At 33.6% G+C, this 23,058-nt stretch carries 14 protein-coding genes; 10 read left to right on the top strand and 4 right to left on the bottom strand.

The features are described from left to right. Window positions 1-165: 165 nt before the first annotated feature. Window positions 166-327, top strand: coding sequence for a hypothetical protein (locus QUF93_RS07075; RefSeq protein ID WP_289358288.1), 162 nt, complete (start codon window positions 166-168; stop codon window positions 325-327). A gap of 150 nt (window positions 328-477) precedes the next feature. Beyond that, window positions 478-636, top strand: a complete 159-nt coding sequence (locus QUF93_RS07080) for a hypothetical protein (RefSeq protein WP_002087303.1) — start codon at window positions 478-480, stop codon at window positions 634-636. Between the two features lie 218 nt (window positions 637-854). On the opposite strand, the gene blaIII is transcribed toward QUF93_RS07080, so the two are convergent. Both blaIII and QUF93_RS07090 read right to left on the bottom strand, forming a co-directional pair. After that, a complete protein-coding gene (gene blaIII, locus QUF93_RS07085; protein WP_151304840.1) occupies window positions 855-1,802 on the bottom strand; it encodes a class A beta-lactamase BlaIII in 948 nt (315 codons plus the stop codon). A 689-nt stretch (window positions 1,803-2,491) separates the two neighbouring features. Continuing rightward, the gene (locus QUF93_RS07090; RefSeq protein WP_289358289.1) at window positions 2,492-3,814 is read right to left on the bottom strand and encodes an MFS transporter; all 1,323 of its coding nucleotides are present in this window, start codon (window positions 3,812-3,814) and stop codon (window positions 2,492-2,494) included. A gap of 223 nt (window positions 3,815-4,037) precedes the next feature. On the opposite strand from QUF93_RS07090, the gene QUF93_RS07095 reads away from it, so the two are divergent. The 3 genes from QUF93_RS07095 to QUF93_RS07105 are packed head-to-tail and all read left to right on the top strand — an operon-like array spanning window position 4,038 to window position 7,283. After that, complete coding sequence (locus tag QUF93_RS07095) at window positions 4,038-5,627, top strand: ATP-binding protein (protein WP_289375243.1); 1,590 nt, start codon at window positions 4,038-4,040, stop codon at window positions 5,625-5,627. A gap of 19 nt (window positions 5,628-5,646) precedes the next feature. Beyond that, window positions 5,647-6,324 carry a response regulator gene (locus QUF93_RS07100; protein WP_289358291.1) on the top strand — a complete coding sequence of 226 codons (678 nt, stop codon included), beginning with the start codon at window positions 5,647-5,649 and terminating at the stop codon, window positions 6,322-6,324. After that, complete coding sequence (locus QUF93_RS07105) at window positions 6,321-7,283, top strand: tripartite tricarboxylate transporter substrate binding protein (protein ID WP_289358292.1); 963 nt, start codon at window positions 6,321-6,323, stop codon at window positions 7,281-7,283. The genes QUF93_RS07100 and QUF93_RS07105 overlap by 4 nt, the downstream gene beginning before the upstream one ends. A gap of 257 nt (window positions 7,284-7,540) precedes the next feature. Here the strand turns inward: QUF93_RS07105 and QUF93_RS07110 are convergent, their stop codons facing one another. Then, a complete protein-coding gene (locus QUF93_RS07110) occupies window positions 7,541-9,025 on the bottom strand; it encodes a MutH/Sau3AI family endonuclease (protein ID WP_289358293.1) in 1,485 nt (494 codons plus the stop codon). Between the two features lie 469 nt (window positions 9,026-9,494). Between QUF93_RS07110 and QUF93_RS07115 the strand changes: the two genes are divergently transcribed. Then, window positions 9,495-10,505, top strand: a complete 1,011-nt coding sequence (locus QUF93_RS07115) for a DUF3427 domain-containing protein (protein ID WP_289375245.1) — start codon at window positions 9,495-9,497, stop codon at window positions 10,503-10,505. A gap of 385 nt (window positions 10,506-10,890) precedes the next feature. Here QUF93_RS07115 and QUF93_RS07120 read toward each other — a convergent pair whose 3' ends face one another. Next, window positions 10,891-12,279, bottom strand: coding sequence for a Sau3AI family type II restriction endonuclease (locus QUF93_RS07120; RefSeq protein ID WP_289358296.1), 1,389 nt, complete (start codon window positions 12,277-12,279; stop codon window positions 10,891-10,893). Window positions 12,280-12,619: 340 nt separating this feature from the next. On the opposite strand from QUF93_RS07120, the gene dcm reads away from it, so the two are divergent. From dcm to dptH, 4 genes are all read left to right on the top strand, one after another. Continuing rightward, complete coding sequence (dcm, locus tag QUF93_RS07125) at window positions 12,620-13,903, top strand: DNA (cytosine-5-)-methyltransferase (protein ID WP_098910065.1); 1,284 nt, start codon at window positions 12,620-12,622, stop codon at window positions 13,901-13,903. Between the two features lie 226 nt (window positions 13,904-14,129). After that, a complete protein-coding gene (gene dptF / locus QUF93_RS07130; protein ID WP_289358297.1) occupies window positions 14,130-16,496 on the top strand; it encodes a DNA phosphorothioation-dependent restriction protein DptF in 2,367 nt (788 codons plus the stop codon). A 3-nt stretch (window positions 16,497-16,499) separates the two neighbouring features. Continuing rightward, complete coding sequence (gene dptG / locus QUF93_RS07135; protein ID WP_088057746.1) at window positions 16,500-17,885, top strand: DNA phosphorothioation-dependent restriction protein DptG; 1,386 nt, start codon at window positions 16,500-16,502, stop codon at window positions 17,883-17,885. After that, the gene (gene dptH, locus QUF93_RS07140) at window positions 17,866-22,950 is read left to right on the top strand and encodes a DNA phosphorothioation-dependent restriction protein DptH (RefSeq protein WP_289358298.1); all 5,085 of its coding nucleotides are present in this window, start codon (window positions 17,866-17,868) and stop codon (window positions 22,948-22,950) included. Before dptG ends, dptH begins: the two co-directional genes overlap by 20 nt. Window positions 22,951-23,058 lie beyond the last annotated feature (108 nt).

The raw sequence follows: 23,058 nt of genomic DNA on the forward strand, positions 1-23,058 counted from the left end.
TCTTCAAATCATGGTGTTTGAAGCACTAGTTTTGGTGGTAACGTTACAACATAAACATTTTATTAGAGATTTTTTAAATTTACATACACTCTAGATAAACTACATATCAACTTCAGATACTTGTTTTATGATACAAGTAGTCAAACAAAAGGAGGGCAATACAAAATGATTACAACAGTATTAACAGGGCACTCTTTTAAGTACAGGAGATTATTAACAGGTGGAGAAAATGTTGAAAATGTACAGACAGATAAACATATTCCATATGAACAAAATGAATTGCAGCAAACTCTAGAAAAGTACGATTCGAAGAAATTTGAGTTATAAAAAGAAAATAGATAAATATAGTGGAAATAGATAAATTGACAAGAGAAAAGCACTTTGTGTATATCACAGGTGCTTTTTATTTTCATTTTGATATAGGGCTTGAATTGAATTTTTACACTAAAATATATACGGCAAAAAGGGGGGAGTTCATTGCACAAAGTTATTTATGGAATATTAATTTTAATTTATACTTTGTATTCATTTTTTGTAAGTGATGGAAGTGAAGTAAGGTTTATTATGGTGTTAACTATAGTACTTATCTTTTCTGTAGTTTTAGAAAAAGGAAATGCAAACAAAACGACTGATTAAAGGTCTTTTTGTTTGCATTTTTTAGTTGGCTATTAAAGTCCAGATGTTTTAGGGATAGCACCAAATCGCCATCAAGCTTAAAGAACGATTTATCCCCCAAACAATAAAAATGAGCTTTTTATTACAAGTTAGCACCAAATTTCGTTTTTGGGACACTATTAAATTTTTAGTTGATGAAAACACCCGCCTAAAATAGAAAACTTTTAACCTATTATCACTTATTCCGTAGCTTTTAAGGTATTTAACACGACTTTGGTTGCGTCTGCAATAAGTTTATCATCGTATTTAGCATCTTCTTTATCATGATTAGAAAGTATAGCAAGAACAATCGGCTTTTTATTTGGTGGCCAAATAATTGCGATATCATTTCTTGTTCCGTAAGATCCCGCGCCTGTTTTATCAGCTACTTCCCATCCTTTTGGTACGCCCGCACGAATCAATTTATCTCCAGTTGTATTTCTCTTCATCCAATCTACTAATAGTTCACGTTTTTCTATTGGAAGTGCAGTTCCTAATGTAAATGATTGAAGTGTCTTAGCTATCGCTTCTGGTGTACTGGTATCATGTGTTTCTCCTGGATGCACTTCATTTAATTCAGGTTCAAATCGTTCTGAAGTAGTAACAGTATCTCCCATTTCTCTCAAGATTTTTTCAAATTCAGAGGGCCCCCCTAACTGTTTAAGAATCAAATTATGTGCTGTGCTGTCACTATATCGAACAGAAGCATCTGCAAGTTCTTTTAGCGTCATTCCTGTATCAACATGCTTTTCAGTAATTGGATTATAATTAGAAAGATCTTCATGAGTATACGTAATCCTTTGATCAAGAGCTTCTAATGAGTTCTTGCGTAAAAGAGCGCCCACAGCTAATGATTTAGATGTAGATGCAAATGCAAAACGATCATCTGAATGATAAGCAACAGTTTGATTTGTACCTGTGTCCAGTGCATAAATACCAAGCTTAGCATCATATTCTTTTTCAAGTTTAGCGAAAGATTGATTACCTGTATTTTCTTGTTTAATTTGATTAGCTTGATTCGTTTTTTTAGGTGGTTCAGATTGAGTGTTACTATTGGAACAGCCTATAAGTGATACACATGAAAGTAATACTACAGGCACAATCTTTTTGTAATGTAAAATGTTAAAGAACTTGTTTAAAACGAACATAAATTTTCAACCTCTTTCAAGAATATATGGATTTTGTCTAGGTATTCTAAATACCAATGCAATTAAGGATGGCATAGGGTAACAATACTACTACAGCTAAAATTTCACGGGTTAAATGACATCCAAAACGTTTATCCCGCTATTTGTGGGCAGTAAGACCCCCATCTCAAAATTCAGCGGAAGCAAAGAAGTTAGGTGGGGAATCAACTGCCCGTAAAAGCCCGATTGGTTTAACTAATAATCAGCGGGGGATGAACAAAACCCCCACTGATTAAAGTTTCACTTTATATGATTGATAAGTCACGGTTTGGGTTATTTCTTTTTTGTTTTCACTTGTAATGGCTCACCTGTGAAAGTATTACAATACATATTTTTTACTTTTGGGAATAATAAGTCCTTTCTTTTTTTTGTAATACATAAAAATAGATGTCAAACGGGATATGTTGTATCCAATCTGGACAACTACTATTAGAAATACACTTATTAGACACTCTAAGTAATAAATTTGTTCCACTTTAAGATGAGGAAGAATTTGGGGTTTGTAAAATAACAATGGAACTACGTGTTTTTTCGTCATACAAAAACCTCTACATATAAGTAGAGGTTTTTAAATTGTATATTAATGAATTATGCTTTTTTAGATAAAGCAAATCGAGTTCAGGTAAACGAAGAACATAGAATACGTAATTTTAACTAGATTTATTATTAGCTAGTTTATCTCCACCATTAAGCTCCGCCTCAATCTGCGAAGTCTTCGAAGATTCTGCCATACGCCAATACGTAATAAAGCTTATCGCGATACATCCAGCTACGTAGAAGTAGAATAGTGATTCCATTCCGATACTTTTTAGCCATAATGCGATGAACTCGGCTGTTCCGCCAAATATTGCAACAGTTAGTGCATACGGTAAACCTACGCCTAGTGCGCGAATTTCAGTTGGGAAGAGTTCTGCTTTTACAATTGCGTTAATGGAAGTGTAACCAGTAACGATAATGAGGCCGACCATCATGAGTAAGAATGCTACCATTGGGTCTGTCGTTTTTTCCATAAAGAAGAAGATCGGCGCTGTTAGTAAAGTTCCGAGAATACCGAAAGCCATTAATAGTGGGCGGCGTCCAATTTTATCGGATAATAGCCCTGCAATCGGTTGAAGTACAACGAATATAAGTAGTGCGACAAAGTTAATCCAGCTTACAACTTCTTTCGGGAGACCGACTGTGTTTACCATGAACTTTTGTAAATATGTTGTGTACGTATAGAATGCAACAGTGCCTCCTAGTGTTAGGCCGACTACTGTTAATACTGCTTTCGGGTGTTTCATAAGAGCGCTAATGGTTCCTGCGCTTTCGCGTTTTTGTGATTTTATGTTTGCGAATTGCTCCGACTCATCCATCGTGCGGCGAAGCCATAATACAGCTACTGCACCCATCGCTCCAATAATGAACGGAATACGCCATCCCCAAGCTTTCATATCTGGTTCGCTTAGTAATTGCTGAAGAACAATTTGAACGCCTAACGCAACCATTTGTCCAGCAACGAGCGTTACATATTGGAAACTTGAATAAAAACCACGGCGTCCACTACTAGCCATTTCAGATAAATACGTTGCGGAAGTCCCGTACTCTCCGCCGAGTGATAGTCCTTGTAGTAAACGGGCAAGAACTAAAATAATTGGTGCCATAATACCGATACTTTCGTAACTAGGTGTACAGGCGATAATTAAAGAACCACCCGCCATAACCGTAATCGAAAGCGTTAATGCTGCCCGACGTCCGTGCCGATCCGCATAACGCCCCATTAATAAACTGCCGATAGGGCGCATTAAAAACCCAACTGCAAAAATAGCTGCTGTGTTCAGTAATTGACTCGTTGGATCTCCTTTAGGAAAGAACTCTGCTGAAAAATAAACAGCGAAAGCAGAGTAAACGTACCAGTCGTACCATTCAATTAAATTGCCGACAGAACCTTTGAAAATATTGCCGGCGACTCGGTTAGATTTTGCCTGAGCCATAATCATTCCTCCTCATGCTTATAAATAAAAAATAATATGAAAGCGCGTTCATTGTAGTTGAATTGTACTGTCCTTTAACTAAAATCTCAATATTATGACAATTTTATTCTTTTTGTACTTTATGTACATGGATATTTTTAATAGTTGCTTCATTTTCAGTTTTGTCATAATAATAGAAAAAGGAGATTGATAGTTTTGAATATTTTATCAAAGGATATGAAATATGAAGAAATCACGCAAAGTGTCATTGCAAACGAAAATAGTAAGCTTAATTATTACGTTAATTTTATTTGTCGTTCTCCTGTTAGCGGGAATATTTGTTTACATTCAGTCCGTTGATACGAAGCGCCAAGTGGAGCAGCTAGCACTACAAACGGCTAAATCTCTTTCTTTTATGCCAGCTATAAAAGATGCTTTTCAATATAACGAGCATAAAAGTACCATTCAATCCATTGCAGAACAAGTTCGTGAGCAAGCTGGTGCGGATTATGTAATTGTGGAAGATCGTTACGGGGTTATGTATTCGCATTCTAATTCGGAGCTAATTGGTACAAAGAGTAACAATCCATATAACTATGAAGCACTCACTTTTGGTGGTTATTATACGCTCGAGGGAAATGGTGCAAGTGGACCAGCTTTAATGGCGAAAGCGCCGATTATTGTTCAGAACGGAGACTACGATCAAGTCGTAGGCGTTGTGACGGTAGAGTTTTTAATAAAAGGTATTGAATCTAACATACTGAGCAGAACGAAAGAAATTATCCTCTTTTCCGTAGCGGTATTATTAGCCGGAATTGTTGGCGGCATTCTTTTAGCACGTAGCATTCGTAAAGATACACTCGGTTTAGAGCCGAATGAAATCGCAGCGTTATACCGGGAAAGAAGCGCGATACTACTATCTATAAAAGAAGGAATTATCGCCATTGATCAAAACGGTTTTATTACGATGATGAACACATCGGCAGAAGAGATGCTGCATGTAAATGATGATTATATGCAGCAGCACATTTCAAAAGTTTTACCGGAATTTCATATGGAGAGAGTACTAGAAAACGATCAAGAAATCGCATTTCAAGATAAAGTGTTTATTTTAAACATGACACCAATACTTGAAAACAACAGTTCGGTAGGAGTTGTATGTAGTTTTAGAGATAAAACAGAACTGCAAAACCTTGTGAACACAATATCTGAGGTAAGAAAGTATTCAGAGGACTTACGTGCTCAAACGCATGAATTTACAAATAAGCTTTTCGTCTTATCTGGCTTATTGCAGTTAGGGCATTACAAAGAAGCGATTGAATTTATCCAGCAAGAATCTAATATTCATCAAAGTCAAAACCATATTTTATTCCATCAAATTCACGATGCGAAAGTACAAGCTATTTTATTAGGAAAAATCGGAACAGCGTCTGAGAAGAAAATTGATTTTCATATTGAAGGAGATAGTGCGCTTCATCCGTTACCAGATCATATAAAAGTTTCACACCTTATTACGATACTTGGAAACATAATCGATAATGCGTTTGATGCGGTGAGTGGGCAAGAGGAGAAGAGTGTTTCCTTCTTTGTTACGGATATTGGGCACGATATTGTGTTTGAAGTGATAGATAGTGGAGCAGGGATACCGGCAGAAAAAATTACGACCATTTTTCAAAAAGGGTTTTCAACGAAAGGAAATGATCGTGGTTACGGACTAGCGAACGTGAAAGAAATGGTAGATCTACTAGGGGGAACAATTGAAATTCAAAACGAGAAAAATGGGGGAGCTATTTTTACAATTTACATTCCGAAAACATTGAAAGAAAGTACATGAAAAACAGGGGGATGGGCATATGTTGAAGGTTGCAATTGCAGAAGATGATTTCCGCGTCGCGCAAATTCAGGAAGAGTTTTTATCAAAAATAAAAGACGTAAAAGTGATTGGAAAGGCATTGAACGCGAAAGAAACGATGGAACTACTAGAAAGGGAAGAAATCGATTTACTTCTATTAGATAATTACTTACCAGACGGAATCGGAACAGACGTATTGCCAAAAATTCATGCAGACTTTCCAGACGTTGACGTCATTATGGTTACTGCGGCAAATGAAAACCATATGCTAGAAAAAGCAATTCGAAACGGCGTAAGTAACTACCTTATAAAACCAGTCACGCTAGAAAAATTCGTTCGCACGATTGAAGACTATAAAAGAAAGAAGCAATTATTACATAGTAACAATGAAGTGAATCAAGCGCTTATTGATAATTTCTTCGGTACTTCGCAAACACAAGACATAAAAAACTTACCGACAGGCGTTGATCCTTTAACACTGCAAAAAGTGAAAGGGATTATAAAAGGATTCGAAGAGGGTATTACAATAGAAGAAATGGGAGAACAAATGGGGGCTTCCCGAACAACCGCAAGAAGATATTTAGAATACTTAGTAGCGACAAACGAATGCACAGTAGAGTACACATACGGCATTATCGGACGACCAGAACGAAAATATCGCATAGGACGGGGACTATGAAAAAACGATTATTACTATGTATATGGATCATGACAGGAGTAATAGCTGGTTGTTCTTCGGAAAAATCTCAAACGAATACAGTAAACATAGAAGAAGTAGAAATCGTTGCGCCAAACGTTCAAGGAGCGGGATGGGACTTAACAGCACGAGCGATGCAAAAAACGCTGACAGAAGAAAAAATCTTCACAAAACCAATCACAGTCACAAACAAAGTAGGCGGCAGCGGTGATGTCGGATGGAAATATACGAAACAAAAAGGCGGTCACGTACTGGCGATTAACTCAAGCTTACTCATAACGAATAACTTACTGGGCCACAGTAAACTAACATATAAAGACTTCACACCGCTCGCAACACTAGCGTCAGATTGGGAAGTCGTTGTCGTATCGAAAGACTCAAACATAGAAAATGCAAAACAACTAATGGAACAACTAAAACAGGATAAGAAAAACTTCAAAATCGGCGTTGCCCCAGGCCTAGGAAACGACGATCACCTATCATTCGTACAAGTAAGCAAAGCATTCGGCATAAACCCTGCCGAACTAGAATTCTTCGTCTACGAAAACAAAGAAAAAATCATAAACGCCCTAACGAACAAACAAATAGGCGCCGCAACCATGACCCTATCCGAAGCCGAAAAACAATACAAAGCCGGCAAAATAAAAATACTAGCCGTATCCGCACCAAAACGGCTAGACCGACTACCAGAAATCCCAACATGGAAGGAACAAGGAATCAACGTCATCTTCCAGCACTGGAAAGGTATTATGGGCCCAAAAGATATGACGGAGGAAGAGGTTGCTTATTGGGATGGTGTGATTAAGAGGATGGTGGAGAGTGATAGTTGGAAGGGGATTTTGAGGGAGAGGGGTTGGGAGAGTTTTTATAAGGATAGTGGGGAGAGTAGGATATTTTTGGAGGATAGTTATGGGTGGTATGCGGGAATGGTGAAAAATTAAAAGAAGATGGAGTACTAGGTGCAATGAATGAGTTATTTAGTGATGAAGAGTATCAATATTTTAACGGATATTACTGAAAAGGGTTTATAGTTTAAATAGATTGCCAGGTATGGAAGGTGGTAATTGGCAATCTATTTATGGCAAAATGTTATAATTAAGATGTGGAGATGTGAGAATTAATATCTCTATTAAATGATTTATAGTTGGTCAAATAAATACTAAATTAATTAAATATATAGGTTGAATTTAAAAATTGCTTAGATAAAATCGGTATTTTTAAGCATAGAAACAATAACATCTCCACGAAGCCATAGTTGTTGATAATACATGCTGATACCGTTAATGACAAGTGGTTTCTTTGATGCGTTACTGCCTGTTCCACGAATGAAAAATGAATTGTTTGTTGATTTAGGGAAATTAATTGATGTTCTAACAGTATTGGAACGTTTATTGATAATAGGTTCATTGTTTTTATCTAAATAAATTGTTTCTTCTAGTTTGTCATTATTAATTAAATAACGAACTTGTTCCCAGACAGGTTTTATATCATTTTCTATAATTTTATCATTCATAGAAAGACGCTTAAATCCAAGGAATTTATTATCTAGTAATGGAGCTTTCATAGAAGGCTCTTCGAAAATAATAAATAAAAATTGTTTCTCATGGAAGTAATTATAGATAAACGATTCATCAAATTGTATTTTTTGATCAGTCCATTCTTCAAAATCAATTTGGCAAAATTTCATATCTTCTGTGCGGCGGCTTTTAGTAGTTTGTGCTATGGACTTTGGAACAATTCCAATCTTACTAAATAGCTCAATTTTACTTAGTTTTTTTACTGATCCACCGAACATTTTTACAATGATTTGTTCCGAGATAGCTTTTGGCGCGGAGCCGTTTTTAGTTGGTAGAATTTCGAATTCTTTCATGAGCTCTCTAACCGTTTTATTTTTATATTTTTGAGTAAGATTATGTAATTTATTATCAAGTTCTTTAAAGTTTAAGTATGTATCATCCAGCTTTTCAAATTTATCTCCAAAATGTTTTTGTACTAGAGTTGATACGGTAGTCCGTTTTAGACGGAAACGAGGACTGTTAGGCCACTTAGGCGCTGTATCTATCAGCATCAAACTTTTTCGTAGTTCAGAAGAAATTCGAGGATATTCAGCTTTAGGGTCCCCATATGTATCTTTTAAGTGCTGAATAAAATTACGTACAATGAGCCAATCATTTTTTAGAATTTTTTTATCTTCATCTGAAAACGTGTGGAAATGGTAACCTTCAATGAAAAATTTAGCATATTCAGCAGCTGTTACAGTTTCTAGAGAATCGTAGTGATAATATACTAATAATAGGTGCTCTAATTTATGCCAGAAGCTAGAAGTTTCAAATTCTTCATCTGTAATTGATTCAGGTGAAACAGCTGTAATTGACATAGGCTCTTTTGCTTCATAAATAATATTAGACTTGTTTTTAGTTCTACTATTCTTCTTAGGTCTACGAATGCCAGTTGTTTTTACTTCTGTTTCAATACCGTCCACAATTAAATCAGGTTTTTTATCTGTATCAGGTGGATAACCTAAGATAGATTGTTCTACAACGTCTCCAGCGATGCCGGTAATTTTAGGTGATTTAATAGTCTTTGCAAACACATTGTTAACATCACAGGCTCCAAGTGTATTACCTACAGCGTTTTGAAAAATTTTATCTAATTCTTTTCGTGTGAATTTATGTAAGGCCATGAGAGAATACTCCTTTTTATATTCTATGTATATATAATATATTATTTCATCTTATTGGTAATTAAATATTATGAAGAACTTTAAATTTATGCCTTCTAAAGGAATAGGAGAGTTTATTTACTATTCTTTACAAAAGGGATATTATGTATTTAGATGAAGAAGAGGAAATAATATACAGAACAATGGTTGTGAAAAAGCTAATATAAAAAATTAGACACTAAATTGGTTGTTCAATATTATTTGATAGAATTTTATTTAATTATTTTAATATATTTTTATTCCGATATACTATTTGATTGGGCTATAAAATATGAAAAAATTTTTATACGTCTAAAAATAGGAGGAATAAGGTGTACCTTAGGAAAGAAATACATAGGGGAATTATTAATTTAATAGTATTTAGAAAGATTTATAGTGAGTTAGCTCTATATTGTAAAGACTAGTTATTATAGGAAAAGGAGATGGAAGGTTGAAAAAATTAGAGTTACTTAATCAGTATGCCCGTGAAGATATATATAATGTTTTTGATGGTGTTACACCATTTACAGCTGGTGCTGGTACATGGGGGATTCATGGTATTGTGAAAATTCCAGATCGTCCACGTGAATATGTTTTCTTTGTAACTTTTGGCCAGGATAAATTAGGTCAAGAATTCAAAGAAAGTATTACAGAAAAGGGAGTTCTTACATGGCAATCGCAAAAGAAACAAGGGTTAAAACATCCCCAAATCTTAGATTTTATTAGCCATGATCATCAAAAACATAATATTTACTTATTTTTACGAACTCGAAAAATCAATCCAAAAACAAATAAAACAGAACCATTTACTTATATGGGGAGACTTGCTTATCTAGCTCATGATTTAGAAAAAGAACATCCAGTTTTATTTAAGTGGCAGCTTTTAGACTTTGAATTTGCTACTAATGAAGATTGCACTGCATTAGATTTAACTTTAGTAAAAGAATTATCTACGTCTTATGATGTAAAAGAAAATAGTTTACTTGAAACAAGTGAACCGGAAAAAAGGGGGCGCCAAGAACGGGAAAATAATTTTAGCGCCAAAAAGAATGATTTTGAAGTTAGTAATAAAAAAAATAAAAAAATTGGTTTGCTAGGAGAATTACTTGTTTTCGATTACATACATACACAATTTATCAATGCTGGACGTCATGATTTAGCAAAAAAGATTATACATACATCAGTTGTAGAAGGGGATGGTGCAGGATATGATATCCGATCCTTTAAAGAAGATGGCTCACCGCTTTATCTTGAAGTTAAAACTACAAAGGGTGGTATCAATTCGGATTTCTTCATTTCTCCCAATGAACTTGCTTTTTCGGAAGAACATTCTAATTCTTATCAATTAATTAGGGTATACGAATATAATAGTGCAACTAACAGCGGTAAATTTTATAAAATAGAGGGTAATTTAAATAAGAAGCTTAATTTGAGATCAGTACAGTATTCAGCGAGGTTTTGAAAGGTTTCATATCTTGAGTTTTATATTGTTTGGTGTGATATATGTAAATAGTGAATTTGCACTTATTACAATTTATCGTTTAATGTTTCGATAAAATAATATTGCAAGAACATCAATAAGATATAACCCTGAACAGTGATTTTGTTCAGAGGATAAAAAATAAAAGGTATATTTGGATATAGTATTATTTTTAACAATTACGAACTGGCTTGGCAAAATGATTAATAAGATGATTTATCCCCTGCTTTTAAGTATCTATTTTTCTTTAGACGTACTATTTGTGAAGTAGTAACAAATGGACAAAAGGCAGATATTTTTAGGGGAAAGTGATATCTGCCTTTTTAATATGAATGGTGAATCTCTCAACAATAAAATTGACGTCGTATTACTTTTTATCAGCAATAATATCAGCTATGTACGAATTATTTAACCAATAACACTGCTTTGTAATGTGCTGACCATCAGGTAAAGTTACTTTATCTGCACCATTGCGAGCTTTTGGTCTAATATGTGTAACGCCGTTGAAAGTCATTTTGGGTAAGTTGTTTACTTCAACTTCTTTATCACCACGTTTTTTATATTCAATTTGAATACCTTCATTTATAACTTTATTAACTTCTTCCCATAGTTCACGTATTTCTTTTTCTATTGTAGGGACAGGCATGTTCCAAAGCTTAATGCCTTTAAAGTAGAGTTTACGGTTTGGGTTTTCTTTTTTTGTTTGGTTAAATTCAAAAATTACGAATAAAAATTTGGTTTGATAGAAGCGTTCTCGAATTTCGCTTTCTTCCCATGATTCATTTGTCCATTGATGAAAATCAATTGTTTCAAATGACATGCTTTGTTCTGGCTTTCCGTTTGGTTCTAAACGAATTGTTTTGAACTCTATATTGGCTTTTGCAAATTCTTCAATTTTATCGAGTCGAGTTCCTTTAATACCAAGTAAAGAGCTTACTAGTAACGGAACAAAGTTCTTGGTTGTAGGTTTGTACTCGATAGATAATTCTTGAGCGATTTCTTGATCAGTTAAGCCTATGTAATTTTCAAATTTTGAATAAAGGATTTCTTCTAAAGATTTCCCTTTTAGTTCATTTGTTGTTGTAAAACTTACTAGTTCTTCGTTTAGGTGATATCTGCGAACTAGTGCTGTCATATAAGACGGCTTTAATGAAAAAGCTCTTTGCATTGCTGGAATTTCAGAATACGGTTGTGAGCGAAGTGAATTTTTATTGGAACCTTTTGTACAAGCTCCTAAATAGTTTGTATCACCTTCGGATAATTCATGTGCTTTGCCGGCACGAATTTTATTTACGATGGTTTCCCAGTCTTGTTTAATTATTTCTAAATCAGCTTCAGGATAGGTGAACAGAAGACTTTTTGTAATATGAAAATCTTTACGGTCTACGCCAGGTACCCATTCATAGAACATTAGTAGTAGCTTTTCGTTTTTTTTCCAAAAGCTTGATGTCTCAAAGTGTGTATGAACTTCTTCCATATAGTTGATAATATTTAAGACTAGCCGTTCTTTGGCTGATAATGAACCGTTTTTATTTTGTTTAAATGCAGTTACTTTGAGTTCAATACCAAGGTGTTTAAAGTCAGCTTCTGCGTTTGAATTTACTTCATATCCAAAGAAGCTTTCCTCAATTACTTGTCCTAGCCCACCTTTTGATTTTGCATTTGCGAGTCGGTCAGTTGTATCGATTTTACCAAATGTTTTTCCTTCAGCTTCATGTGCTTTTTTCATTAGTTCTTCTATTGTAGTGTAGTCCATAATAATCTCCTTTCTGTATCCAGTGCTGCGGTGTATGATTTTAAACAATACATATTAAAGTTATGCTATAATAAAAAGCTGTTTCAAATTTATATAAGTAAAATTTATAAGAGGGAAAAGACAGTTTATATTATTAGATAACAGTTATATTGAATTTATTCAAGATGAGTTATGTCCTTTATAATATTGATAAAGTGCGAACAGTTTTCTTAATTGGTACAAGCCAAAAAAGGAAATACAAAAAAGTACGGTTCTTGAAATGTTATAGTTGATCTTTTCCTCACTTTTTATTATAATGAAGCATAGATAAATAAAATACCGAAAGGATGTTCGTGTATTTATGGTGAAAGTAGTAGAACTTTTCGCGGGAGTAGGAGGTTTTAGATTAGGACTAGAAGCAAACGAAAACTTTGAAGTTCTTTGGGGAAACCAGTGGGAACCCTCAACTAAAGCACAACATGCATTTAATTGTTATGCAACTCGCTTTGAAAATAAAGGAATACATGTAAATAGAGATATAGCTGAAGCTTGGCCGGAAATACCTGAGCATGATTTATTAGTAGGAGGCTTCCCTTGCCAAGACTATTCTGTAGCACGTACTTTATCAAATGAAAAAGGAATACAAGGGAAAAAAGGTGTTCTTTTTTGGGAGATAATGAACATAGTTAATTCTCGCAAGCCAAGATTTGTTTTGTTAGAGAATGTAGATAGATTATTGAAGTCACCAGCAAAACAAAGAGGTCGGGATTTTTCTATTATGCTGGCTAGCTTTAGAGATGCAGGTTATGTAGTGGAATGGAGAGTTATTAACGCCGCAGATTATGGAAACTCACAAAGAAGACGAAGAGTATTTATTTTTGCGTACTTAAAAGAATCTCATTTCGCATCTGTTCAAAATGGAATGGAGTCGTTAGAAATACTATGTGAAAATGGATTCTTTGCTCCAATTTTCAATGTGCATGAAGCACCTAAAGAAAACAAAAAAAGAGGGCAATTTGAGTTGCCGGTCGATATTATTGAGGTTTCTGATACATTTAAAGCTGAATACTATAATTCTGGCGTAATGATGGATGGACAAGTTTATACTGAAGAAGTAGTTCCGGTAACTGAAAATCCAGAGACTTTAGGTGAAGTTGTTCAAAAAGTATATGATAAATTTGGTCCTGCAGATGAATCATATTATTTGAAAATGGATAAGGTTAACAAAAAGGGCAGAACGGAATTTGAGGAACTTAAGTATCTTAAAGGTCCTAAAAAAGAAGAAAGAGTATCAAAAGCGACAGGTCATAAATATTTCTACTCTGAGGGAGGAATGGCTTTCCCTGATGATTTAGATAAGCCTGGACGCACAATGTTAACAAGTGAAGGAACATGTAATAGAAGTTCCCATGTAATAGAAGATCCTCATACAAAAAGGCTAAGATATTTAACACCAGCTGAATGTGAGTTGTTAAATGGCTTCCCGATGGACTGGACGAATACAGGAATGCCACAAAGAAACAGATACTTTTGTATGGGAAATGCTTTAGTGGTTGCTTTGGTGGAGCGAATGGGTGAGAGGATTTTAGAGATTAACGAAGAAGAAGAGAAGATGGATAGTATTGTACAGTTGAGTTTGTTCTAGGGGATAAACAGATGCATGCTCATTAAAGATTTGAAATAATAAAGAGTTGGGGTAATCTGGGTTATATAGCTAGCTATATAACCCAGATTATTTTTTTGCAAATTTTTAATTGAGAATGGATAATCCACTAATTCCCTTTTTTCTTAATGCCAACAATTCCTCTATAGATATTGTATAATATGGAATATATTCGAAACGTATTTTTATATTAAGAGGTGTTACATCATTGGAGAAATATACATTTGATTTTCTACAAGAGATATTCCCTGAGTTAGCGGAAATGGGGAGGGATATTGAAAATATTTTTTACCAAGATCCCCAATCGGTTTTAATTAAGGGAAGAGTATTCTCGGAGTTATTATCAAAACGCATTGCAGAAGAACATGAATTGTACGATATTCAATATTTAAAGCAAGTAGATCGTATTCAAAAATTAGAAAGAGAAGATATTTTATCAAAAGAAATTTCACGTTCATTTGATACAGTTCGCTATTTAGGAAATAAAGCAGCGCACGAACATATTGAAAGTGGAGTAGAGAGTGCTTTTAAAATGCATAAAAATCTATTCCAAATTGCAGTGTGGTTTATGGAAGTATACGGGAGTTATAAATTTGTTGCGCCGAAATATAAACACCCACAGCCGAAGAGTAGTTTGCATATTGTAGAGAGATTGGAAGAAAAGATATCTGCTAGTTTAGAAGAAAAGCTAAAATTACTAATTGAGGTTGCAAGTAAACAAAATACGCCTAATCAATCTGAGGAATTAATAGAGATAAATAACTCTGAGATTGCAGTGGGCTTAGAAATTGAAGATAAACAATCTGTGAATAATAAGGAAGAAACAGATAACCATTTGGAATACGATGACTTTATTTTTGGAGAAGGAGAGAGCTATTTACTAGCAGAAATCTCGAAGTTGAAAGAATCATCCCAAGAGGCTATAGAAAATCCTAATGAATTTAGTTCTTTCAAGGATTATTTACATGTTGAAAGAACGATACAGAACGATATGATGTCTGCTCTAACAACAGCAGCAGGGAAAAATACAAGTCAATTAATTTTCTTGTGTGGTAGCGTTGGAGATGGAAAATCACATTTATTATCGTATGTGAAAAATAAATATCCTGAATTGATGGAAGAATTTTCGGTTCATAATGATGCTACGGAAAGTTTTGATCCACAAAAGAGTTCTCTTGATACATTAGCGGAAGTATTAAAGCCGTATAGCGATAGTGAGATTGACAGTTCTGGATGTAAGCTAATTTTAGCTATTAACCTAGGAGTGCTACATAACTTTATTGAATCAGATTATGCAAAAGAGCACTATCAAACTTTAACAAAATTTATTGAGGAATCAGGAATATTCGAGGCAAATGAAGTTGCTACTAATCAACAAAGCGGTAATTTTCACTTGATTAGTTTTAGTGATTATCAACCTTTTGAATTAACTAGCGAAGGGCCAAAATCGGATTACTTTTCATCTATTTTAAAGCGAATTGTAGTTGAGTCAGAAAGAAATCCATTCTATCAAGCTTATTTGAAGGATAAGCAACGTGGTATAAATGGATTCTTTATGGTGAATTATGAGTTGTTGCAACAGCAACAGATACGAGATGGTGTTTTAAGCATATTAATTGAAGCAATAGTTAAGCATAAGATGATTATTTCGACACGCTCCATGCTTAATTTTATTTATGATATTTTAGTACCTTCTCATGGGAATGAAGATTTTCTTGGGGCAGGTATGATGGAAAAAACAGAAGCTTTACTGCCGAATTTATTATTTGATGGTCAAGAAAAATCAAATCTACTAGCAGTTATTGCTAAAATGGATTCTATTCATCTTCGATCAAATAGTGTAGATCAAATGTTAATTGAGCTAAATAACTCAGTAAATATGAAGAATACTTTCCAAAAACATTTAGATTTACATGGACTTGATGGATGGATAGAAGGGCTAGAAGAGATGGGACCTTTCTTTGAGTTAAGTGATTCATCTAGACAGGTATTCAATAAAACGTTAATACGTATGTCATTCTTTTTATCTCCAGTTTTAAATGAAATGTTCGCGGATGAAAATTATAAAAAATATATGGAATATTTATATGCTTTTAATAAGGGGAATCGATCAGATTTAAAAGATATGTATAATTTAGCGAGAAAATCAATTTTCTTATGGAACGGAAGTCCGAAGTCAGATTATGTATTTATGGATTATTCAAATGATACTACTCAGGTTGCACAGTCTCTTAAAATCAAGCCGTTTGTAGGACATTTGAAAGGGGTAGAAGAAGAGGTTTTAAATCGATTTAAATTAAATATATTACTTGCTTTTTCCAATGAAGATAAAGTAGCTCCTGTATATTTAGAAATTGATTATCCGTTATATGAAATGATGGTTAAACTTTCAAAAGGTTATCGCCCGAATAAAAAGGATAAAGAAGATTGTATTCAGTTCGTTGAATTTGTGGATAAGATAATGAAATTAGGAAATAGAGAAAAAGAATTATTGTTTGTTCAATCTAATGAAAATGGAATGTTTAAACTAACATACGACGAAGATTTTGAAGAATTTACGTTTAGAAGGGATTAGAAAATGATTGTAAGAGAGAATTTAGAGGATTTGAAAAGGTCGCTGAGTATTAAACAGGAAAAATTAGGATTAAAACATACAATAAATAAAAAAGCTCCTCTGTTACCTTTCTCTACACGAGGGACAGAGCGGGCAAAATTCGTAAAAGGGTTTCAGGGAGTATTGGGAGAATTCACGCGTCTTGTCAGCGGAAATAAGTTGAAAATGGAAGTTAACCTAGAAGAACTTATTGGGGAGATTAGTAAATCTGTTGATGTATCAAAGCAAGATAAGTCGCACTTTGAACAAATATTACGTACCTTTTTACAAGATAGTGACAATACAATTAAAATTTTTCATTTGCATTTATTTCAATATTTACCGTTAAGTGAAAGTGCAGATAAAAAAGGAGAACAAGATATTGCTAGGTTTCTTTTAGATGTCTTATTAGGTGAGGAAGAAACAGTAAAAGAGATTTTTGGAAAAAGTGATTCAACAGATTTAATGTCGCGTCTTGTGTTAAAGCAATTAAATCATTTAGAGAAAGATGAGAAAGAACGCCGTTATATTAATCAAATCCCATTTATTTCGAAGATATTCAAAGAAGATTTTCAATTTTTAGCGGAGCATAAAGATTATTTTAGAACCCATTATCACTTGTTTCTTAGTTATTATTACTTCTTATATATTACTCAATTGACTTTAAAGCTTTCACAAGTTGGGAAAGCGAATTTTAGTGAGAACAATGAAGTTTATTTTACACTTGACTGGGAGTCTACGAGTAAGAATAGAAAAGGTTATACTCATGGTTATCAAATGATTAAAGATACAGGTAGACATTTACTACTTCATATTAATTGCTTAGAACATTTAAATTTCTTAATGGGGGTAGAAAAAGCATGTGGCTACCCTGAATTGAAGGAAACACATCAGCAATTATCCGATGAGGATAAAAAAGTATTTTTAGAGATGCTTTGCGATTGGGTTATGGAATATAGAAGACATGTAGGTCTTGGGGTTTATGAAGAAAATTTAGAATTAGAATATGAGACGCTTGTACAATCTTTATTCCGTAGTATAGAAGAAGCTTATGAAAAAGATACGATGCAAGGACCTCGACATAGATATTCTTTATCAATAGAAGAGGTTGGAAAAAAATATTTCTTAAAAACTCGAGGTTCACTTGGTTATATGCTTAATATTAGTCAAGATATGTTATTGCTACTAACAGCATTGAGTTTGAAAAAGGAAAGAAAACCTTTGAAGCAAGTATTTATAGATTTAGAGGCTAGAGGTTTATTCTTCGATCGGTACTCAAAAGAAGAAATTGTACAGTTATTTGATAAGCTGAATTTAATAGACAAAAAAAGTGATAGCGGTGATGCACAGTATGTTAAACCAATTTTATAATTATCTTTCAGATAAACTAATAAATTATTTAGAAGCGGAAAATCTTAGAGGTGGAGAGCGATTTTATCTTCAATTTGATAATCATGAACAAGTAAAAGCGTTTTATGACACATTAAAAGAACAAGATTTATCGCAGGCGTTTTATTATCAGCATAAGCAAGGAACTCCATACGAAACAATTGCTATTAAGGTTTCAGAGGAAATGAAGGTAGTTGTTGCAACTACATCAGTAAATGTGACTCCTGACTTCTTAGTAACACTTCGTAATGAAGTCGGTGAACAAAAGGATGTTTGGGAGAAAACAGCTTTACTTAGTGTATGTCATGAGACGCTGGACAGTATTAAGGGTGGTAGCAGTGATTTACAAAAAGAAGGTATGCCATTTAATGTAAAATCAATTTTAAAAACATTAAAAGAAGAAATTGAAACTTCTTCTCTAAACAAAGAAGAGAAGGAAGTACTATCATTTTATTTACGTAAAAAATTAGATGATACAATTGTGCGACCATCTCTTTGGGATTATGAAGAAATTCTTGGGTTTCTATCAAAACAAGAGATTGCGAGAGAAGATTATTCTAATCTAGGTATTTTCTATGATGAAAATTTAAATCAATTTACTTCAGCTCAAATGAAAAAAAGACTAGAAGAAAATGCTTCATTCTTTGAGAAAGTACAACATATGCACGAGTATGAGCATTTAGAGAGTCAATTAGAAAAATTATTCGATGAGAAAGGTGTTTCTCGTCTAAAGAAGGAAGATTGGCAGCAAGCGGATTATGTTCTTGTTAAAGATTCTTACGACAAAATGACTGAAATAGATCGCCCATTAGAATATATTGAATCAGCAAAGAAATATTCAAAAGAAGGTCTGTTATATTGGGAAAAAGCACAAGCTGAGACAAAGGCTGGGAGACGTAAACGCCATATTATTATTTTTAATCCTACACAGGTAGAAAATATCAACATAAACTTTGAATTTGAAGAAAAGTTGAAGAAGGAATACATTCATAAAAATTCACAGGATTTTTGTGTGGTATCTGGGAAAAAGCTAACTGTAAGTTTAGTGCATAAGCAAAATGTGACTTCATTCCATAAAGTTGTATATACACATAAGATGCAATCTAAGTCGAAATATGAGTTTCATATTGCTGTTGTAGAATGTGAAGCCGCGTTTTTACAATCTCTCCAAACAATTTATGAAGTGAATATGAATAAGAAAAATATAGTTATGAATAAAGCCGAAGAGTGTATTGTTTTTGGGGATATTTCTAGTGAACCAGAAGAATTATTTATTGAAGAAGATGCACAGATTATAAATTGGCAAGGAGGAAGTTTTGAAGTCTCTGAATCTTCTCCTGCATGGAATGATGATAGCTTATCCTTTTCTATTCAAATTGAAACAACTTTAATCCCTATTCTTATTAGAGAGCAAGTTGCAAAGACTGTTCCAGTATCAGGAGAAAGGGTATGGAAATTAAAAAGAGAACATCAAGAAAGTTTCGAATATAACCTTGATACAAATAAATTAAAACAGGGTGCAAGGGAATTTTCAGCACGAGAAGGATTTCGAAATTATTTGCAAGACGAGAGAGTATGGATTGAAAATGAAATTGCTTTTGCAGTTAGAGGAGTATCAGGTCTAAATAAGGTTGAATTATCAATTAATCCATCATTGAGAGATGCGTACCAAGAATTATTAAATTACTATAAATTTAATAATACGGTTCCTAGTCTTTGTTTTGTGGATGATCAATTAAGAGAGGTATCTATAAGATACTTGAAAGCTTTTAACGAAAGCATTGCTCATATACAAGAAAATGTAATGCTAAAAGAAGAAGAAAAGAATCTGTTTAAATTGGGAGTTATTGAGGAGGAACAAAGAGTTATACTAACACCGTTGCATCCTCTTAATGTTGCCTACCAGTTAAGTATTAATGATGAAATTAAAAATGAAGTAGTTGAAATGCATATTTTAAATCGTCTGCATCCTAATAATCTATTGCCATACATATATGGACAGAATGATGAATTGTATCGCCCAGTTGCTCAAAATGAAGCGCCTGAATGGATCGTTTATGAACCACTTCATAAGGTTGCGATTGGAGAATCTAATGCATTTTTAGCTAATGTAGTTGAAGAAAAGCTTCAACAATTTGTGGAGCATTTTCAATACTTATTTTTACAAGAATCTAAATCTCCCATACGAATCAATGTGATTAATATAAATAATGATAAAGAAGTTGTAAGAGGTTTAGTACATTTTATTAAGAAGCAGATAGATAAAAAAGGACCATTAAAAATTATACCCGTAGAGGTTGCTTTATATCATGAGAATAATATATTAAGTGCCTTTGAAAAGTTTTCTATATATGATGACGTTCAAAAATTTGAGGAGTTCTTTGAATTATCGTTAGCATCAAAGAATCTTGATGCTGTAGACGTATTAAGGCTGATTCGAGAAAATGTTTTCTACTATAAACTTATAGGTACGAAAGAATATGGTTACGCTCATATTTCATTCTATAAAATGATTTCAAATGAGAAGCATGCGAAAAGTACAATGGAAGATATTGAAACAGGATTATCTCTAAATGGAATGTTATCATCTCTATCATCTATTAGTACAGAAGTAGATTATCGTACAGGCTTTGGATTGAAAAATGTATTGAATGATGAACATTTGTTAATTCAAACTGCTAGAAGAATGAACGAATTAGGAAGTAATTTAAATAACGATGGTACAAATCCTTACCGTAAGAATGAAACAATTGTTACGAGAACATCTACTTATGATGAACAAGTTCTAGAACATTTATATGAGTCTTCTTATTGGGTAACATTTATTGAGCCTAATGTTGGTTTAGATTTTTTCCAAGAGTCATCACGTAATTTATTGGTCATCCATTATAGTGATCAATATTCTTCATCAAGCCAGTATGATGCAATTACAGTAACGGATAAAGCAAGACAGTATCGAACAGTTATTGAACAGTATTTGGCAGAAAAAGAAATTGTATCGACGCCTGAAAAAATCAATACAGCTATTAGAGCTTTCAATAGTTTAAATGGTGAGTGGTTGCTACGAATTATAGGAAGTAAGGGACAATTCTCAAGAGAAAAGTTAAGTATTATTTCGGCTGTGAAATATATATTAAGTGCGTTAGATCATAAGAATATTTTATGGGTTCCTATCTCATTAGAAGAAATATTGCGTGTTGCTGGAGCGGTAAAGTTAACGAAGAGTGAAGGGGTATTTTCTGCGAAAAATCTAGGCGGAAAAGGTGCACATAGTGACGATTTGCTGTTAATCGGAGTAGAAATGCAAGATGATAAATTATCAGTGCATTATTATCCAGTGGAAGTGAAAATTGGTTTAAATCAAGACAGTGCTATTGCAAAAGCGAAAGAGCAAATTAATGCTACTAAGCAACTATTTGATACGCAACTTTCTAAAGTAAGTGAAGATGGTTTGCATGTATTTAAACATAAGTTTTTCCGAAACTTCTTTGTACAGTTATTGCTAGCGAATGCAGAGAAATTTATTGCAAATAACATTTGGCCAGAAAAATCTTATGAGAAAATTGAAGAACTAAAGAAAAGATTATTAAATGATGATTACGAAATGAGTGGAGATTTGGATAGTAAAATTGGGAAAGGTGCGATTTTATCATTCAAAAAAGAACAAGCATGGAGATCCATTAAAATCGAAGAAGATATTTTATTAGTGGAATTAACCGAAGAGGATGGATATGAAGGAGTAGTCGAAGAAATTGAGGCACTCAAAATGAAAATTCATTCGGGCGGAACTGATATTAATCCGGATAGATTATTGAATAAGAATCATGATCCTAATCAAGAGTTGAAAAATCCCAGCAATAAATTAGTTTCAACTGTACCTCATTCTCAAGGGGCGGTAGAAGAAAAGGAAACAAAGGGATTAAAAGACATCCGGGTTTTATTAGGAACGGTAGAGGGATCGACTCAAGAAGTATATTGGGAATTTGGAAACCCAGAGCTAGCAAATAGACATATTTTAATTTCAGGTAAATCAGGGCAAGGTAAGAGCTATTTCATTCAATGTTTACTTCTTGAACTGGCGCAAAACGGAATTTCTAGTATGATATTTGACTATACAGATGGATTCAAGAATTCTAAGTTAGAACCGGAATTTAAAGAGAAACTTCAAGATAATATTGAACAATTTTTAGTAGCAAAAGACAAATTTCCAATAAATCCATTTAAACGAAATCAAAAAGAATTGGATGAGGACATTTATATTGATGAAGATAATACAGACATTGCTGAAAGAATCAAAAGTGTATTTGCAGCTGTATATAAAGGATTAGGTAGTCAGCAACAAAACACTATATATGAAGCGGTAATGCGTGGTTTAGATAAACATGGTGAAAATATGAATTTGGAATTCTTATTAGCAGAATTGGAAGAAGATACTTCTGGCCCTGCTAAAACTACAAAATCACTAATTAAGCCATTTATTGATAAGAATCCATTTAATCATAGTGCCATCTGTGATTGGGGAGAAATACTAAACCAGAAAGGTAAGGTATTTATTGTACAATTAACAGGGTTTAGTCGCGAGGTACAGCTCATGATTACAGAATTTATCTTGTGGGATATTTGGAACTATCAATTGCACCACGGAGATAAAAATAAACCATTTCCAGTTATATTAGATGAAGCACAAAATCTTGATCATAGAGAAAAATCACCGAGCGCCAAAATTTTAACTGAAGGAAGAAAATTTGGTTGGTCAGGTTGGTATGCAACACAATCATTAAAAGGACAATTTACAACGGATGAAATTTCAAGACTACAGAATTCAAGTCAAAAAGTATATTTCATGCCACCAGAAAATGAAATTAGTGCTATTGCATCAAACCTTGCTCAAGATGCAGCTGTGCGTAAAGAATGGGAAAAAAGACTTGCAACATTAAAAAAGGGGCAATGTATCACTTCAGGACCAATGTTACAGAAAGATGGTACGTTGAAGTCGGGGAGCCCTGTGATTATTAATATTAGTGCGTTGCAGGATAGATTGAAGTAGTAATTTAATAGTGATATGGAAGTTTTAGAGAACCACCTTGAACGGGATATTTGTTTGAGGTGGTTTTTGTATAAGCATGGTAAAAATTTTATAAAGTAGGAGGTCTTC

The organism is Bacillus hominis (genome assembly GCF_030348325.1).
Classification (GTDB): domain Bacteria; phylum Bacillota; class Bacilli; order Bacillales; family Bacillaceae_G; genus Bacillus_A; species Bacillus_A hominis.

Bases quoted from the DNA above. Each gene is read 5' to 3' on its own strand.
- QUF93_RS07120 (WP_289358296.1), bottom strand. From the start codon at position 12,279: ATGGACTACACTACAATAGAAGAACTAATGAAAAAAGCACATGAAGCT.
- QUF93_RS07075 (WP_289358288.1), top strand. From the start codon at position 166: ATGATTACAACAGTATTAACAGGGCACTCTTTTAAGTACAGGAGATTA.
- dcm (WP_098910065.1), top strand. From the start codon at position 12,620: ATGGTGAAAGTAGTAGAACTTTTCGCGGGAGTAGGAGGTTTTAGATTA.
- QUF93_RS07095 (WP_289375243.1), top strand. From the start codon at position 4,038: ATGAAGAAATCACGCAAAGTGTCATTGCAAACGAAAATAGTAAGCTTA.
- QUF93_RS07090 (WP_289358289.1), bottom strand. From the start codon at position 3,814: ATGGCTCAGGCAAAATCTAACCGAGTCGCCGGCAATATTTTCAAAGGT.
- QUF93_RS07110 (WP_289358293.1), bottom strand. From the start codon at position 9,025: ATGGCCTTACATAAATTCACACGAAAAGAATTAGATAAAATTTTTCAA.
- QUF93_RS07105 (WP_289358292.1), top strand. From the start codon at position 6,321: ATGAAAAAACGATTATTACTATGTATATGGATCATGACAGGAGTAATA.
- blaIII (WP_151304840.1), bottom strand. From the start codon at position 1,802: ATGTTCGTTTTAAACAAGTTCTTTAACATTTTACATTACAAAAAGATT.
- dptH (WP_289358298.1), top strand. From the start codon at position 17,866: ATGTTAAACCAATTTTATAATTATCTTTCAGATAAACTAATAAATTAT.
- QUF93_RS07100 (WP_289358291.1), top strand. From the start codon at position 5,647: ATGTTGAAGGTTGCAATTGCAGAAGATGATTTCCGCGTCGCGCAAATT.
- dptG (WP_088057746.1), top strand. From the start codon at position 16,500: ATGATTGTAAGAGAGAATTTAGAGGATTTGAAAAGGTCGCTGAGTATT.